The 15,618-nt window shown below is 65.4% G+C and carries 12 protein-coding genes; 11 read left to right on the top strand and 1 reads right to left on the bottom strand.

The features are described 5' to 3' along the window. Window positions 1–215 precede the first annotated feature (215 nt). Together ACVJ19_RS31765 and ACVJ19_RS31760 are read left to right on the top strand one after the other, a co-directional pair. Entirely contained in the window at window positions 216–983 is a 768-nt protein-coding gene (locus ACVJ19_RS31765; protein ID WP_453953078.1) for a carbonic anhydrase, read from the top strand. A 222-nt stretch (window positions 984–1,205) separates the two neighbouring features. Further along, on the top strand, window positions 1,206–3,899 hold the full coding sequence (locus ACVJ19_RS31760; RefSeq protein ID WP_456739475.1) for a caspase family protein: 2,694 nt from the start codon (window positions 1,206–1,208) through the stop codon (window positions 3,897–3,899). A 10-nt stretch (window positions 3,900–3,909) separates the two neighbouring features. Here ACVJ19_RS31760 and ACVJ19_RS31755 read toward each other — a convergent pair whose 3' ends face one another. Then, window positions 3,910–5,019 (bottom strand): IS630 family transposase, encoded by a 1,110-nt coding sequence (locus ACVJ19_RS31755; protein ID WP_453947831.1) that lies wholly within the window; start codon window positions 5,017–5,019, stop codon window positions 3,910–3,912. Window positions 5,020–5,298: 279 nt separating this feature from the next. Between ACVJ19_RS31755 and ACVJ19_RS31750 the strand changes: the two genes are divergently transcribed. The 9 genes from ACVJ19_RS31750 (at window position 5,299) to bamA (ending at window position 15,591) form a co-directional block, all read left to right on the top strand. Further along, window positions 5,299–6,294 (top strand): 30S ribosomal protein S2, encoded by a 996-nt coding sequence (locus ACVJ19_RS31750; RefSeq protein WP_130366453.1) that lies wholly within the window; start codon window positions 5,299–5,301, stop codon window positions 6,292–6,294. A gap of 133 nt (window positions 6,295–6,427) precedes the next feature. Then, window positions 6,428–7,351 (top strand): translation elongation factor Ts, encoded by a 924-nt coding sequence (gene tsf, locus ACVJ19_RS31745; RefSeq protein ID WP_453953075.1) that lies wholly within the window; start codon window positions 6,428–6,430, stop codon window positions 7,349–7,351. Between the two features lie 60 nt (window positions 7,352–7,411). After that, window positions 7,412–8,128 carry a UMP kinase gene (gene pyrH, locus ACVJ19_RS31740; RefSeq protein ID WP_453953074.1) on the top strand — a complete coding sequence of 239 codons (717 nt, stop codon included), beginning with the start codon at window positions 7,412–7,414 and terminating at the stop codon, window positions 8,126–8,128. Window positions 8,129–8,196: 68 nt separating this feature from the next. After that, window positions 8,197–8,760, top strand: a complete 564-nt coding sequence (gene frr / locus ACVJ19_RS31735) for a ribosome recycling factor (protein WP_057756077.1) — start codon at window positions 8,197–8,199, stop codon at window positions 8,758–8,760. Between the two features lie 100 nt (window positions 8,761–8,860). Next, complete coding sequence (locus ACVJ19_RS31730) at window positions 8,861–9,619, top strand: isoprenyl transferase (RefSeq protein ID WP_018320207.1); 759 nt, start codon at window positions 8,861–8,863, stop codon at window positions 9,617–9,619. Continuing rightward, on the top strand, window positions 9,616–10,458 hold the full coding sequence (locus ACVJ19_RS31725; RefSeq protein WP_453953073.1) for a phosphatidate cytidylyltransferase: 843 nt from the start codon (window positions 9,616–9,618) through the stop codon (window positions 10,456–10,458). The genes ACVJ19_RS31730 and ACVJ19_RS31725 overlap by 4 nt, the downstream gene beginning before the upstream one ends. A 4-nt stretch (window positions 10,459–10,462) precedes the next feature. Then, window positions 10,463–11,686 (top strand): 1-deoxy-D-xylulose-5-phosphate reductoisomerase, encoded by a 1,224-nt coding sequence (gene dxr, locus ACVJ19_RS31720; protein WP_453953072.1) that lies wholly within the window; start codon window positions 10,463–10,465, stop codon window positions 11,684–11,686. Between the two features lie 44 nt (window positions 11,687–11,730). Then, window positions 11,731–12,882, top strand: a complete 1,152-nt coding sequence (rseP, locus tag ACVJ19_RS31715; RefSeq protein ID WP_453953071.1) for an RIP metalloprotease RseP — start codon at window positions 11,731–11,733, stop codon at window positions 12,880–12,882. 174 nt (window positions 12,883–13,056) lie between these two features. Next, the gene (bamA, locus tag ACVJ19_RS31710) at window positions 13,057–15,591 is read left to right on the top strand and encodes an outer membrane protein assembly factor BamA (protein WP_453953070.1); all 2,535 of its coding nucleotides are present in this window, start codon (window positions 13,057–13,059) and stop codon (window positions 15,589–15,591) included. Window positions 15,592–15,618 lie beyond the last annotated feature (27 nt).

Genomic DNA, 15,618 nt, shown 5'->3' with positions numbered 1-15,618 from the left:
CCGGATCATGCTCTAGCAGCCGGTCGCGAATATATGCGGGCGAGCGCAGGTCTGCGCAGTCGCTACGCGTGAGGCGAGCGATCGCTTCGGCTCAGCGGCATGGTTCGCGGTGCAGCAATCATTAGTTGCAACAATTATAATTTGTGATTTCTTCATATCGGGGCACCTATCATCGCGACGCTTCCATTCGTCCACTGTACCTGGGGAAACATCATATGTGCGACAAGTGCCCTGAATCTCTGCATCATCAATCTCTGCATCAAGACATCGCGCCGTCACGGCGGTCCGCGATGCTGTTTGGCGCCGCTGCGTTTGGCATGGCTTTCGCCGGCGGAGCTTTCGCCAACCGCGCCTTGGCAAAGGAAGCCAAGCAGCCACCCAAGCCGCAGAACGTGCTGGCGCCCGACGCGGCGCTGAAGCGGCTGATGGCGGGCAATGCGCGCTACGTCGAGGGCGTGTCGCGGCGCCACGATTTCAAGCACGAGCGTGAGGCGCTGGCCGGTGGCCAGAACCCGTTCGCGGCCGTTCTGAGCTGCGCGGACTCGCGCATCGCGCCGGAATATGCCTTCGACACCGGCCGCGGCGATCTCTTCGTCTGTCGCGTCGCCGGAAACTTCGCCGGCACCGAGACCATCGCCAGCATGGAATATGCGGTCGCCGTGCTCAACGCGCCCCTGATCCTCGTGCTCGGCCATGACAGTTGCGGCGCGGTCGATGCGATGCTGAAGGCGATCAAGGACAATACGTCGCCGCCGGGACACATTCCCTCGCTGATCGATGCGATCGCGCCCGCCGCAAAGGCTGCGATGCAGCAGGGCGGCGGGGATGTCCTCGACAAGGCGACCCGGCAGAACGTGATCGACAACGTCGCAAAGCTGAAGTCGGCCGCGCCGATCCTCAACGCGGCCGTGGAGCAGGGCAAGCTCAAGGTCGTCGGCGGAATCTACCGGCTCACGACGGGAACGGTCGACCTGATCGCGTAGGGCAAATTAAGGCGCACTATCGGGCCTCGCGCCCTTCCATTGTCGCGAGGCTTACGCGGGTCTGACGCAGGCCCCGGACGTTGATGCCTGACCTGCGCCGGGCGCCATGCCGTCGCCTCAATCCAAGCCTTTCGTGACCCAGGCCTTTCGTTCAAGAGCCATTCAGCTGGCCGCGCGTCTGATGTGCGGTGGCCACCTCAACAACAAGAGCGGGCACAAGCCATGCGTGGGACGCTCAAAGTCTTCATCTGCCTTCTCCTGCCGATGGTGATCCTTGCCGCGGGCGCGCCGCATCAGGCGCGTGCGCAGCAGCAGGAAAAGCGCATCGCGCTCGTGGTCGGCAACGCCGCCTATGCCAAGTCGCCGCTGGCGACGACCGCGAACGATGCCGGCCTGATCGCGCAGACGCTGCAGGCGGCGGGCTTCGATGTCGTCGGCGCCCGCGATCTCGACGGCGACACGCTGCGCAAGAGTTTTCGCGACTTCGTCCAGAAGGCGCAGGCGTCGGGCCCTGGTACCGTCGCGATGGTCTATCTGGCCGGCTACGGCGTGCAGCTCGCCGGCGAGAACTATTTCATCCCGGTCGATTCCAACATCACCCGCGACACCGACATTCCGACCGAGGCCTTGCGCATCAGCGACTATGCGCGCCAGCTTGCGGCCATTCCGCTCAAGGCCAACATCGTCGTGCTCGATGCAGCCCGCGCGCAGCCATTCATCGAAGGCGGCCAGCCGATCGCGAGCGGACTGGCGCTGGTCGAGCCCGATCCGAACATGTTGATCGCCTTCAACGCCGCGCCCGGCACGGTGGCGCCGGAGGAGCCGGGACCGTATGGCATCTACGCGCAGTCGCTCGCCGAGATGATCCGCACCGGCGGCCTGGCGCTGCCCGACGTCTTCGACCGCGTCCGCCTGCGCGTCAACGAGGCCTCCAAGGGCGCGCAGGTGCCCTGGAACGAGCAGAAGATCTCGGCGCCGTTCTCCTTCTTCGAGCGCGGGCCCGACGCGCCGCCGCCGGAGACGGCACCGGATCAGGTCGCCGCGATCCGGAGCAAGCCGATCCGCGATCTCGGCGCGCAGGATGCCTATGCCGCCGCGCTCTCGCGCGACACGCTGCCGGCCTATGAGGAGTTTCTCGCGGCCTATCCGAACGATCCGATGTCCAAGCGCGTGATGGTGATCGTCGCGGCGCGCCGCGAGGCGATCACCTGGCGGCGCACGTACCGGACCGACACGCCGGAGGCCTATTGGTCGTATCTGCGCCGCTATTCGCGCGGCCCGCACGCGGGCGATGCGCGGCGCCGCCTTGCGATCCTCACCGCGCCGGTCGAGCCGCCGCCGAGCTTTGCGATGATCGACTACGACGTGCCGCCACCGCCGCCGGAGGAGGTGGTCTATGTCGATCGCCCGGTGCTGTATTTCAGCGACCCCGATTTCGGCTTCGCGCCGCCACCGCCGCCGCCGGTCTACTACCTGCCGCCGCCGCCGCCGGACTTCGTCGTGCTGCCGCCGCCGTTGCCCGTGGTCGGCCTGTTCGTGCTGCCGCAGCCGGTGTTCGTGCCGATCCCGGTGTTCGTGAGGCCGCCGGTCTATGTCGCCCCGCCGCCGAACAACATCATCTATCAGAACATCCATAACACCACGGTCATCAACACCGTGATCAACCAGGCGCCGGCACCGGCGCCTGCTGTGGGAGCCGGCGCGGGACCGGCCAATCTGGCGCCGGCAGTTGCCGGCCGCGCCAACCCGGTGGCGCCTGCCGTACCGCAGGCGGTAATGCAGCGCGCCGCCCTGATCCAGCAGGGCAAGGCGCCGTTGCCGCCGAGCGCGACGATCCAGCCGACGGCAAAGCCCGGGACACCAGCGGCGACGCCGGCGAATGTTGCGCCGACGGCAGCGCCGTCGCCGTCGGTCGCGCCGCAGACCAGGCTGCCCCAAGCCAACACGCTGCCGGTTCCCGGTGCCCATGGTGCTCCGCCGGCGCCGCCGGCCGGGGCAGGACCCTTGCCGGGCGCCAGGCCCGCGCCGACGGCGACTGCGCCCGGTGCAACGCCGCCGGCTCGTCCGGGAGCGCCGACCGCTGCGGCTCCCGGCACGACGACTGTTCCTGCCCATCCCGGAGCGCCAAATACGGCCGCTACAGCTGCGCCCACCACGACAAGCCCGACCGCAGCGCCGTCACCGTCGGTCGCGCCGCAGACCAGGCTGCCCCAGGCCAACACGCTGCCGGTTCCCGGTGCCCATGGTGGTCCGCCGGCACCGCCGGCCGGGGCAGGGCCCTTGCCGGGCGGCAGGCCCGCGCCGACCGCGGTTGCGCCCGGTGGATCGGGGCCTGCCCATCCCGGTGCACCAAATACGGCCGCGACGGCTGCACCGACCACGACGAGCCCGACTGCTGCGCCCGGCCAGCCGCCCAAGCCTCCGGTGGCACAGACACCGGCCGGGGTGGGGCCTGCGGATCGCGCCAAGTCCGCAACCCGCGAGTCGCCCGGCACCCCTCCGGCTGCGGCCGGACGGCCGGTTGCGCCGCCGCCCGCGGCCGTGCATGAGCCAATCAGGCCACAGAATCGGCCATCGGCTGCTCCGCCGCAGGCGGCGAGACCTGTTGCGCCGCCGCCGCGGCCCCAAGCCGTGGCGCGGCCCACGCCGCCGCCTCCACCGCAGGTCTCCGCGCCGCCGCCAAGGGTGGCTGCGCCTCCGCCGCCAAGGATGGCTGCACCTCCTCCGCCGCGGCCCGCTCCGCCGCCGGTCGCTGCGGCCCGTCCCGCGCCGCCACCGCCGGTGGCCCGGCCGGCTCCCCCACCGCCGCCACCGCGGGTGGCCGTGGCCCCGCCGCGTCCGGCGGCACCTCCGCCGCATCCGGCGCCTCCGCCGCACGCTGCCAAGAAGTGCCCGCCCAATCAGCCGAGATGCTAGTCACGTGAATCTAAAGTTCGCCACATAAAGTCTGCTGGGCTTTGTGGCAGAAGCGTTTGACGGAAGCCAAAATCTGGTCTGCGGACTTGGTCCATTTGAAGGGCTTCGGGTTTTGGTTGTGCAGGTCGATGAAGGTGCGGATGTCGGCCTCGAGCTGCCTGACGGAGGTGTGAACACCTCGCTGGATCTGCTTTCTGGTGAGTTCAGCGAACCAGCGCTCGACCTGATTGATCCATGAGGCGGAAGTCGGCGTGAAGTGGACATGATAGTGCGGCCGTCGGGCGAGCCACGCTTTGATCTGGGGGGTCTTGTGGGTGGCGTAGTTGTCCATGACGATATGGACATCGAGCCCCTCAGGGATTTGAGCGTCGATCTCTTTGAGGAACTTCAAGAACTCGACCGCCCGATGGCGCTTGTAGCATTTGCCAATGACAAACCCGGAAGCGATATCGAGCGCGGCAAAAAGTGTGGTCGTACCATGCCGCACGTAGCTGTGCGTGCGACGTTCCGGCACGCCAGGCATCATCGGCAAGACCGGTTGCTCGCGATCGAGTGCCTGAATCTGGCTCTTCTCATCGATGCTGAGGACAACGGCTCGGTTCGGTGGGGACAGGTAAAGCCCGACAATATCGCGCACTTTGTCGACGAACAGCGGATCGCTCGACAGCTTGAATGTCTGGCTGCGGTGCGGCTGCAAGCCGAACGCCGTCCACATTCGGCGGATCGTGGTGTGAGAAAAGCCAGTTTCCGCAGCCATCGAGCGGATCGACCAGTGCGTCGCGTCGGGCGGCGTTGTACGCAACGTCCGCTCGATTACCTCAGCAACCTGATCGTCGTTGATGGTGCGAGGGCGGCCAGGGCGGGCTTCGTCAAGCAGGCCATCACAGCGATCCTTCAAAAATCGGCGGCGCCACTTGCCAACGGTGTGTTCATGGAGGCCAAGTTCGGCAGCCACAGACTTGCTTGGCAAGCCATCTGCACACCGCAGGATCGCGCGGCACCGCTCAGATAGCGACCGGGCCACACGATGACGACGAACCTGCCTCTCCAAGTACGCCCGCTCCTGCGGACTCAGCACCAACGGCGCGATCGGCCGGCCTTTCCCACCTGCATTCGCCACAAGCGCTCTCCTCTCTCGAGATTCGAGCTATCAACTAATGTGACGAACTTGCGTTCCGGATGACTAGATGGCCGGGCGGGATTGACGGAACAGGGGCCCTTCGCGGGCGAAAACCGCCCAGATAAGGCCCTTATTTCCTTGCTTCTGGCCGAAATTGCGCTATAGAGCGCGCCATCTCACACGGAAACATGGCTCACAAGGCCGTCCGGTGGCAACCGGGGCGAGAACGCTCCGTTTTGCTCACACGTTTCCGGAGGAACCAACCGGAGAATTAGAACGATGGCACTTCCCGATTTCACTATGCGTCAGCTGCTCGAAGCTGGCGTGCACTTTGGTCACCAGTCTCACCGCTGGAATCCGAAAATGGCTCCGTTCATTTTCGGCACCCGCAACAACATCCACATCGTCGATCTCGCCCAGACCGTGCCGATGCTGCACCAGGCCCTCCAGGCCGTCAGCGACACGGTGGCCAAGGGCGGCCGCATCCTGTTCGTCGGCACCAAGCGCCAGGCCCAGGACGGCGTTGCCGACGCTGCCAAGCGCTGCGCGCAGTATTTCGTCAATTCGCGCTGGCTCGGCGGCACGCTGACCAACTGGAAGACGATCTCGGCCTCGATCAAGCGCCTGCGTCACCTCGACGACGTGCTCTCGGGCGGCGAAGCCAATTCCTACACGAAGAAGGAGCGCCTGACGCTTCAGCGCGAGCGCGACAAGCTCGACCGCTCGCTCGGCGGCATCAAGGACATGGGCGGTCTGCCCGACCTCATCTTCGTGATCGACACCAACAAGGAAGACATCGCGATCCAGGAGGCCCAGCGCCTCAATATCCCGGTCGCCGCGATCGTCGACACCAATTCGGACCCGAAGGGCATCACCTATGTGGTGCCCGGCAATGACGACGCCGGCCGCGCCATCTCGCTGTACTGCGATCTGATCGCGCGTGCGGCGATCGACGGCATCTCGCGCGCCCAGGGCGATTCGGGCATCGACATCGGTGCCTCGGTTCGTCCGGTCGCCGAAGAGCTGCCGGCGGCGTCCTCGAGCGGCTTCCAGGGCCTCGCAGGTCCCCGCGGCACCGCCGACGACCTCAAGAAGCTCCCGGGCGTGTCGGGCGCGATCGAGAAGAAGTTCAACGACCTCGGCATCTTCCATTACTGGCAGCTCGCCGAGCTCGACCACGACACCGCGCACACGATCGGCGAAGAAGTCGGTCTGCCGAGCCGCGCGGATGCCTGGGTGGCCAAGGCCAAGGCGCTGACCGCCGAAGCGGAATAGTCAAAAAGAGCGATGGGTTGGCCGGATAGGATCCGGCCACCATTTCAGTTGACGCGAATCCCTGAGATGGACCGCGGCGGGGCGATTTGATGCCACGCCGCGGCAAACCGGCAGGCACAAAGGATTTTCAACGATGGCAACGATCACAGCTGCGATGGTCAAGGACCTGCGCGAATCGACCGGCGCGGGCATGATGGACTGCAAGGCCGCGCTCACCGAAAACGACGGCAACATGGAAGCCGCGCAGGACTGGCTCCGCAAGAAGGGCCTCTCGAAGGCCGCCAAGAAGTCGGGCCGCGTCGCGGCCGAGGGCCTGATCGGCGCGCTCACCAAGGGCACCAAGGGCGTCGTGGTCGAGGTCAACTCCGAGACCGACTTCGTCGCGCGCAACGGCCAGTTCCAGGGCCTGGTCAAGATGATCGCCCAGGTCGCGTTCGACGCCGGCGCCGACGTCGAAAAGATCAAGGCGGCCAAGGTCGGCGACGTCACGATCGAAGCCGCCATCAATGATGCGATCGCCACCATCGGCGAGAACATGACGCTGCGCCGCGCCGCTTCGCTCGAAGTGAAGCAGGGCGTGGTGTCGCACTACGTCCACGGTGCCGTCATCGACGGCGCCGGCAAGATGGGCGTCATCGTTGCGCTGGAATCGCCGGGCAAGACCGACGAGCTCGCGGCGCTCGGCCGCCAGATCGCGATGCATGTCGCGGCCGCCAACCCGCTGGCGCTCGATCCGTCCGGCCTCGATCCGGCCGTCGTCAAGCGCGAGAAGGACGTGCTCGCCGACAAGTACCGTCAGCAGGGCAAGCCCGAGAACGTGATCGAGAAGATCGTCGAGTCCGGCCTGAAGACCTACTACAAGGAAGTCTGCCTGCTTGAGCAGGCCTTCATCCACGACACCGGCAAGTCGGTGGCGCAGGCGGTGAAGGAAGCCGAGGGCAAGGTCGGCGGCGCAGTGAAGATCGCCGGTTTTGTGCGCTATGCTCTCGGTGAGGGAATCGAGAAGCAGGAAAGCGACTTCGCAGCCGAGGTCGCGGCGGCCAGCGGCAAGAAGTAAGCGCCGGAACGTTCCTTCCGGCGTGCCGCCGGAAGCGGCGCCCGGACAAGGAAAGTGCTCATGACTGATCCGGTCTATCGTCGCGTCGTGATCAAGCTGTCCGGCGAATATCTCGCGGGACAGCAGGGGTTTGGCATCGATCAGCCGACCATTGACCGGGTTGCGGACGATCTGATCGCCGCCCGCAAGCTTGGCACCGAGGTTGCGGTTGTGATCGGCGGCGGCAACATGGTCCGTGGCGTCGAGGTCTCCTCCCGGGGGGTCTCGCGCACCACCGGCGACACCATGGGCATGCTCGCCACCATGATGAACTGCCTCGCACTGGAAGCGGCGATCGAGCGCAAGGGCACGCCGGCGCGCACGCTGTCGGCCTTCGTCATGCCCGAGATTTCCGAGCTGTTCACCCGTATTGCAGCGCACAAATACCTCGCCGAGGGCCGGATCGTGCTGCTCGGCGGCGGAACCGGCAATCCGTTCTTCACCACCGATACGACGGCGGTGCTGCGCGCGGCCGAGATCGGCGCCGAGGCGGTCCTGAAGGCGACCAATGTCGATGGCGTCTACTCGGCCGACCCGAAGAAGGATCCGAGCGCCACGCGGTTCGACCGGCTGACGCATTCGCAGGCGATCGAAGGCGGCTACAAGGTGATGGATGCGACCGCCTTCGCGCTTGCCCGCGAGACGTCGCTGCCTATCATCGTGTTCTCGATCGCGGAGCCGGGCTCGATCGGTGCGATTCTGCGTGGCGTCGGCCACGGAACCATCGTCGCCGGCTGACGGCTGATCTGCCGCGTCCTCAAGGGAAGGCCGCGGTGAGGTCGCCGGGATTTTGAAGGAGAAACGTGATGGCCACGGGAAATTTCGATCTCAACGAAGTGAAGCGCCGCATGCAGGGCGCCGTCGCCTCGCTCAAGCACGAGCTTGGCGGTCTGCGCACGGGGCGCGCCTCAGCCTCGATGCTCGATCCCGTACAGGTCGACGCTTATGGCAGCCACATGCCGCTCAATCAGCTCGCCACCGTCAGCGTGCCCGAGCCGCGCCTGATCTCGGTGCAGGTCTGGGACAAGTCGATGGTCAAGGCGGTGGAGAAGGCGATCGTCGATTCCAATCTCGGCCTGTCGCCCGCGACCGAAGGCCAGGTGCTGCGCCTGCGCATCCCCGAGCTCAACGAGGAGCGGCGCAAGGAGCTGGTGAAGGTGGCGCACAAATACGCGGAAGCCGCCAAGGTGGCCGCGCGCCACGTCCGCCGCGACGGCCTCGACGTGCTGAAGAAGCTCGAGAAGAACCACGAGATGTCGGAGGACGACCAGAAGCGTCACGCCGACGAGGTGCAGAAGGCGACCGACGGCACCATCGCCGAGATCGACCAGCTGCTGGCCGCCAAGGAAAAAGAAATCCTGACCGTCTGAAGCGCAATGAATTGTCATCGCGCTTCAGGTTATTGTTCGCGCATGATCTCTCCGGAAAACCGCTTCGCACTTTTCCGGATCATGCTTTAAGGCCGCCATCATGTCCAACGCCGCCGCGCCCGCTACGGAAGGACCCGACCGGTCCGAGGCGCCCGCGCATGTTGCCATCATCATGGATGGCAACGGGCGTTGGGCGGCCGCGCGCGGCCTGCCGCGTGCGGAGGGGCATCGCCGCGGCGTCGAGGCGCTGCGTCGCGTGGTGCGCGCCTCGCACGAGCTCGGCATCCGCTATCTCACCATCTTCTCCTTCTCGTCGGAGAACTGGTCGCGTCCGGCGAGCGAGATCGGCGATCTCTTCGGCCTGCTCCGCCGCTTCATCCGCAACGATCTGGCGAGCCTGCATCGCGACGGTGTCAAGGTCCGCATCATCGGCGAGCGGGACGGGCTCGAGAGCGATATCTGCGCGCTCCTGAACGAAGCCGAGGAGCTGACGCGCGACAACACGCGCCTCACGCTCGTCGTCGCCTTCAACTACGGCTCGCGGCAGGAGATCGCGAAGGCGGCTCAGAAGCTGGCGCGCGAAGTCGCGGAAGGTAAGCGAGATCCCGCCACGATCGACGCCGAGACGCTCGGCGCGCATCTCGATGCGCCCGACATTCCCGATCCCGATCTCATCATCCGCACCAGCGGCGAGCAGCGGCTGTCCAACTTCCTGATGTGGCAGGCCGCCTATAGCGAGCTCGTCTTCGTGCCGATCCACTGGCCCGATTTCGACAAGGCGGCGCTGGAAAGCGCGATCGCCGAATTTGCCAGGCGCGAGCGCCGTTTCGGCGGCCTGGTCGCGAAAACCGCCTCGTGAGCGAATCCGACACCGCACCGGCGGGCGCCAAGCCTGCCCCGAGCAATCTGGTGCTGCGGGTCCTCGCAGCGCTGGTGCTGGCGCCGCTGACCATTGCCATCGCCTATGCCGGTGGCTGGCTATGGGCGCTTCTCGTCACGCTGGTGTCGATCGGGCTGTTTGCGGAATGGCTGATGGTGGTGGGCGCGGGATCGGCCGCGCTGACCGGGGCAGGGACGGTGGTCATCGCCATGATGGGAGCCGCCGTCGCTTTTGGCGCGCTCAAGACCGCCGTCATCACCGGCCTCATTGGCGGCGCGATCGTGACGCTGATCGCGCGCGGCAAGTTCTTGTGGGCAGCCACCGGTTTCGCCTATGCATCGGCGGCGCTGCTGGCTTCGATCCTGGTGCGGAAGGATCTCGTCAACGGCTTCTCCGCACTGATGTTCGTGCTGCTGGTGGTGTGGGCGACCGATATCGGCGGCTATTTCGCCGGCCGCGCCATTGGCGGGCCGAAGCTGTGGCCGCGGGTGAGCCCGAAGAAGACCTGGGCCGGAGCCCTCGGCGGCTTTGCCGCGAGTCTTGCGGTCGCCGCCGGCTTTGCGGCTTGCGGGGTCGGAAAGGTGATCCCGCTGCTGCTCGTCAGCGCCGTGCTCTCGGTGGTGTCGCAGCTGGGCGACCTGTTCGAATCCGCGGTGAAGCGGCGGTTCGGCGTCAAGGATTCCAGTCACTTAATTCCCGGCCATGGCGGGCTTATGGACCGCCTGGACGGCTTTGTTGCCGCCATCCTGGCGGCCTGGATTATCGGCTTTCTCCGTCACGGTGTGCATAGCGCCGGAAGCGGTCTTATGGTTTGGTGAGGATATGAGCGCCGTTCCCTTGCGTAATAACAGGCTTGCTGCGTCCGACATTCGCAGCGTCACGGTCCTCGGTGCCACCGGCTCGATCGGCGACAGCACGATGGATCTGCTGCGTGCCTCGCCCGAGCGCTACCGCGTCGAGGCCCTGACGGCGAACGGCAATGTCGAAGCGCTCGCCAAGCTCGCGAAGGAGTTTTCCGCGCGCTACGTCGCGATCGCCGACACCTCCAAACTCGCCGAGCTCAAGGCTGCATTGGCCGGCACCGGCACCGAATGCGGCGCCGGTGAAAGCGCGGTGATCGAGGCGGGCGCACGCCCGGCCGATTGGGTGATGGCTGCGGTGAGCGGCGCCGCCGGGCTGAAGCCGGCGCTCGCCGCGGTCGATCGCGGCGCGCATGTCGCCCTCGCCAACAAGGAATGCCTCGTCTGCGCCGGCGATTTCTTCATGCAGCGCGCGGCGAAAGCCGGCGCCTGCATCCTGCCGGCCGATTCCGAGCACAATGCGCTGTTCCAGGCGTTGGCATCGGGCAATCGCGATGAGCTCGTCCGCGTCATCATCACGGCATCAGGCGGCCCGTTCCGAACCTGGAAGCCGGCCGACATCGAGCAGGCGACACTCGAACAGGCCCTGAAGCATCCAAACTGGAGCATGGGCCAGAAGATCACGATCGATTCCGCCTCGATGATGAACAAAGGCCTCGAAGTGATCGAGGCGTCCTATCTGTTCGCGCTCTCGCCCGACGAGATCGACGTCCTCGTGCATCCGCAGTCGATCATCCACGGCATGGTCGAGTTCTCCGACCGCTCGGTGATGGCGCAGCTCGGCTCGCCCGACATGCGCACGCCGATCGCGCACTGCCTCGGCTGGCCCGATCGCATCAAGGGCCCGGCGGCCAAGCTGGACCTCGCCAAGATCGGCCAGCTCACCTTCGAGGCACCGGACTTCGAGCGGTTCCCGGGACTACGGCTGGCCTACGATTCGCTCCGGACCGGGAAGGGGGCCACCACGGTCTATAATGCCGCCAACGAGGTCGCGGTCGCCGCCTTCATCGCCGGCAAGATCCGCTTCGGCGCGATTGCGCGGCTGGTCGAGGCGACCCTTGATGACTGGATCCGCGGCGGGAACCAGGCGCCCCTGGCGTCCGCCGACGATGCAATCTCTGTTGACCATGTTGCTCGAAATAGAGCCGCCGCCCTATTGCCTCAAATTGCCTTAAAGGCATCCTAGTTGGTTCGGGGCCAGGGCCTTGCGGCGCTGGATGAGGGAAATCGATGATCGACTTTTTTGTCCATAGTTTCAATGCGTTGAGCCATGGGCTCCTCGGCTACGCGGTTCCCTTCCTGTTCGTCCTGACCATCGTCGTGTTCTTCCACGAACTCGGCCATTTCCTGGTCGCACGCTGGGCGGGCGTTCGCGTGCTGACCTTCTCACTCGGTTTCGGACCCGAGCTGGTTGGTTTCAACGATCGGCACGGCACGCGCTGGAAGATCTCGGCGATCCCGCTCGGCGGCTACGTCAAGTTCTTCGGCGATGAGAGCGAGGCCTCGACCCCCTCGGCTGAGGCGCTTGCCGCCATGACGGCCGAGGAGCGTGCCGGCAGCTTCCACCACAAGAAGGTCGGCCCGCGCGCGGCCATCGTTGCGGCCGGACCGATCGCCAACTTCATTCTGGGCGCGCTGATCTTCGCCGGCATGGCCCTCTACTACGGCAAGCCGAGCACCATCGCGCGCGTCGACGGTGTCGTCGCCGATGGCGCGGCGGCTGCGGCCGGTTTCAAGATCGGGGACGTCGTCGTTCAGATCGACGGCAAGCCGATCGAGAGCTTTGCCGACATGCAGCGAATCGTTGCGATGAACGCCGGTTCGGCGCTTGCGTTCCAGGTGAAGCGTGACGGCGCCATCGTGTCGCTGTCTGCGACCCCGGCGCTGCTCGAGCGCAAGGATCCGTTCGGCAACAGCCACCGTGTCGGCGTGCTCGGTGTCGAGCACAAGACGCAGGCCGGCGAGGCTTCGACCGCACCCGTCGGTGTCGGTGAGGCGTTCAAGATCGGCGTGGAACAGGTCTGGTTCATCATCACCAGCACCTTCAAGTTCCTGGGCTCGCTGTTTGTCGGACACGGTAACCCGAACGAGGTCAGTGGCGTCCTTGGCATCGCGAAGATGTCGGGGCAGGCGGCCAGTGCCGGGTTCCAGTTCGTGATCAACCTTTGCGCAGTGCTGTCGGTGTCGATCGGTCTGTTGAACCTGTTCCCGATCCCGCTGCTCGATGGCGGTCACCTTATGTTCTATGCGGCCGAAGTGGTTCGGGGCCGGCCCCTGTCCGAGCGGACTCAGGAGATGGGGTTCCGAATCGGGCTGGGTTTGGTGCTGATGTTGATGGTGTTTGCGACCTACAACGACATCCTGCGGATGGCAGCTTCCTGATAGGGGCTTTTTTGTGGCGTTGCTGTTGAGCAACGTCCTGGAATGAAATTGAAATTACGACGCTTTCGGCCGTTTGCGGCGTCGGCGAAATTGGCTACAAGCGGCCAGAACTTGGGGAATCTCCAGACCGGCGTTGGGGTGGGTCTGGCACGGAATGATAAGGGCGCGTTGCGCATGAAGTTTGGACTGCGACTCCGGGGGGGCTTGCTCGCAACCCTGATCATGTTCGGCGCGCCGGTGGTTGCCCCGGTCGGGGCTGTTTTTGTGTCTTCGTCTGCGCTTGCTCAGACCGTCCAGTCGATTTCCGTCGAAGGAAATCGCCGCGTCGAGGTGGAGACCATCCGCTCCTATTTCAAGCCGGGTCCGGGCGGCCGCCTGGATCAAGGTGCCATCGATGACGGCCTCAAGGCGCTGATCGAGACCGGCCTGTTCCAGGACGTCAGGATCAACCGCGGCCCTGGCGGCCAGATCGTCGTCTCCGTGGTCGAAAACCCGGTGATCGGGCGCATCGCCTTCGAGGGCAACAAGAAGATCAAGGACGAGCAGCTCACTGCCGAGGTCCAGTCCAAGGCGCGCGGAACCTTCTCCCGCGCCATGGTGCAGTCCGACACGCTGCGAATCGCTGAAATCTATCGCCGCTCCGGCCGCTACGACGTGCGCGTCACGCCCGAAGTCATTGAGCAGCCGAACAACCGCGTCGACCTCATCTTCACGATCGTGGAAGGCTCCAAGACCGGCGTGAAGTCGATCGAGTTCGTCGGCAACGTCGCGTTCTCGTCCTACCGCCTGCGGGACGTCATCAAGACGCGCGAATCGAACCTTCTCAGCTTCCTTGCCAGCGGCGACATCTACGATCCCGATCGTGTCGAGGCCGACCGCGACCTGCTCCGCCGCTTCTACCTCAAGAACGGTTTCGCCGACGTCCAGGTCGTGGCCGCGCTTACCGAATACGATCCGGAGAAGAAGGGCTTCAACGTCACCTTCAAGATCGAGGAAGGCTCGCAGTATCGCGTCGGCGCGGTCGACTTCCGCTCCAGCATTCCGAACTTCGATCCGTCTTCGATGCGGGCCTATTCGCGCGTCGGTGTCGGCTCGCTCTACAACGTCGAATCGGTCGAGAAGTCGGTCGAGGAGATGCAGATCGAAGCGTCGCGCCGCGGCTATGCCTTTGCCGTGGTCCGTCCCGGTGGCGACCGCAATTTCGAGGCACACACGGTGTCCGTCGTGTTCAACATCGACGAGGGCCCGCGCACCTATATCGAGCGCATCAACCTGCGCGGCAACTCCCGCACGCGTGACTACGTCATCCGCCGCGAGTTCGACATCTCGGAAGGAGATGCCTACAACCGCGCTCTGGTCGACCGGGCCGAGCGGCGCCTGAAGAACCTCGACTATTTCAAGAGCGTCAAGATCACGACGGAGCCCGGCTCGTCGAGCGACCGCGTCATCCTGATCGTCGACATGGAAGAGAAATCGACCGGCGACTTCTCGATTTCGGGCGGTTACTCCACGACCGACGGCGCTCTCGCCGAAGTCTCGATCTCCGAGCGCAACCTGCTCGGCCGCGGCCTGTTCGCCAAGGCGTCGGTGACCTACGGCCAGTACGCGCGCGGCTATTCGCTGTCGTTTGTCGAGCCTTACCTGCTTGACTATCGCGTCGCGCTCGGCCTCGACCTCTATCAGCGCCAGCAGCTGTCCAACAGCTACATCTCCTACGGCACCAAGACACTGGGCTTCTCGCCCCGTCTCGGCTTCTCCTTGCGTGAAGATCTGGCGCTGCAGCTGCGCTACTCGATCTATCAGCAGGAAATCACGCTGCCGTCCTACCTGGCGAACTGTAACAACAATATCGGCTCTTCGGCATTCAACCCGAGCCCGGCCTTTGCCAATCTCAACGGCATCGACCTGAGCTCGACCAACGGCCTCGGTTGCTACAGTGACGGCGAAGCCTCGCTGCCGGTGCGCAAGGAGCTTGCCAACGGCAAGACCCTGACCTCGGCGCTCGGCTACACGCTGACCTACAACACGCTGGACAACAACAAGAACCCCACCGACGGTCTGCTCGTCGACTTCCGCCAGGACTTCGCCGGCGTCGGCGGCGACGTCTCCTACCTGAAGTCGGTCATCGACGCGAAGTACTACGCCCCGTTGGTGTCTGACATCGTCGGCCTCGTGCACGTGCAGAGCGGCATGCTGAACAAGATCGGCAGCAACGATCTGCGCATGCTCGATCACTTCCAGATGGGCCCGAACCTCGTTCGCGGCTTCGCCCCGAACGGCATCGGCCCGCGCGACATCAACCCGTACGACACGCAGGACGCGCTCGGCGGCACCAAGTACTGGGGCGCTTCGCTCGAATTGCAGATGCCGTTCTGGTTCCTGCCGAAGGAAGTGGGTCTGAAGGGTGCAGTCTATGCCGACGCCGGCGGTCTCTACGACTACAAGGGACCGACGACTTGGAGCGTGACTAACGAAATGACCACGCCGGCCAACTCGGGCTGTACTCCGTCGACCGTCAATCCGGCGACCCCCGGAACCTGTACCGGCCTGATCTACGACGACAGCAAGGTGATCCGCTCGTCGGTGGGCGTCGGCCTGATCTGGCAGTCGCCGTTCGGTCCGCTGCGCTTCGACTATGCCGTGCCGCTCAGCAAGGGCAAGTTCGACCGTACCCAGGAGTTCCGGTTCGGCGGCGGCACCACCTTCTAATTCGAACAGCACGGCATGATCGGTCCC

The sequence above is a fragment of the Bradyrhizobium sp. USDA 376 genome (assembly GCF_054063675.1).
The sequence above is the reverse complement of the archived record's forward strand: the minus strand, read 5'-3'. Positions and strand labels throughout refer to the sequence as shown.

What these genes read in the sequence shown, in the direction of transcription:
- ACVJ19_RS31765 (WP_453953078.1), top strand. Translation starts at nt 216, where the DNA reads ATGTGCGACAAGTGCCCTGAATCTCTGCATCATCAATCTCTGCATCAA.
- ACVJ19_RS31760 (WP_456739475.1), top strand. Translation starts at nt 1,206, where the DNA reads ATGCGTGGGACGCTCAAAGTCTTCATCTGCCTTCTCCTGCCGATGGTG.
- ACVJ19_RS31750 (WP_130366453.1), top strand. Translation starts at nt 5,299, where the DNA reads ATGGCACTTCCCGATTTCACTATGCGTCAGCTGCTCGAAGCTGGCGTG.
- tsf (WP_453953075.1), top strand. Translation starts at nt 6,428, where the DNA reads ATGGCAACGATCACAGCTGCGATGGTCAAGGACCTGCGCGAATCGACC.
- pyrH (WP_453953074.1), top strand. Translation starts at nt 7,412, where the DNA reads ATGACTGATCCGGTCTATCGTCGCGTCGTGATCAAGCTGTCCGGCGAA.
- frr (WP_057756077.1), top strand. Translation starts at nt 8,197, where the DNA reads ATGGCCACGGGAAATTTCGATCTCAACGAAGTGAAGCGCCGCATGCAG.
- ACVJ19_RS31730 (WP_018320207.1), top strand. Translation starts at nt 8,861, where the DNA reads ATGTCCAACGCCGCCGCGCCCGCTACGGAAGGACCCGACCGGTCCGAG.
- dxr (WP_453953072.1), top strand. Translation starts at nt 10,463, where the DNA reads ATGAGCGCCGTTCCCTTGCGTAATAACAGGCTTGCTGCGTCCGACATT.
- rseP (WP_453953071.1), top strand. Translation starts at nt 11,731, where the DNA reads ATGATCGACTTTTTTGTCCATAGTTTCAATGCGTTGAGCCATGGGCTC.
- bamA (WP_453953070.1), top strand. Translation starts at nt 13,057, where the DNA reads ATGAAGTTTGGACTGCGACTCCGGGGGGGCTTGCTCGCAACCCTGATC.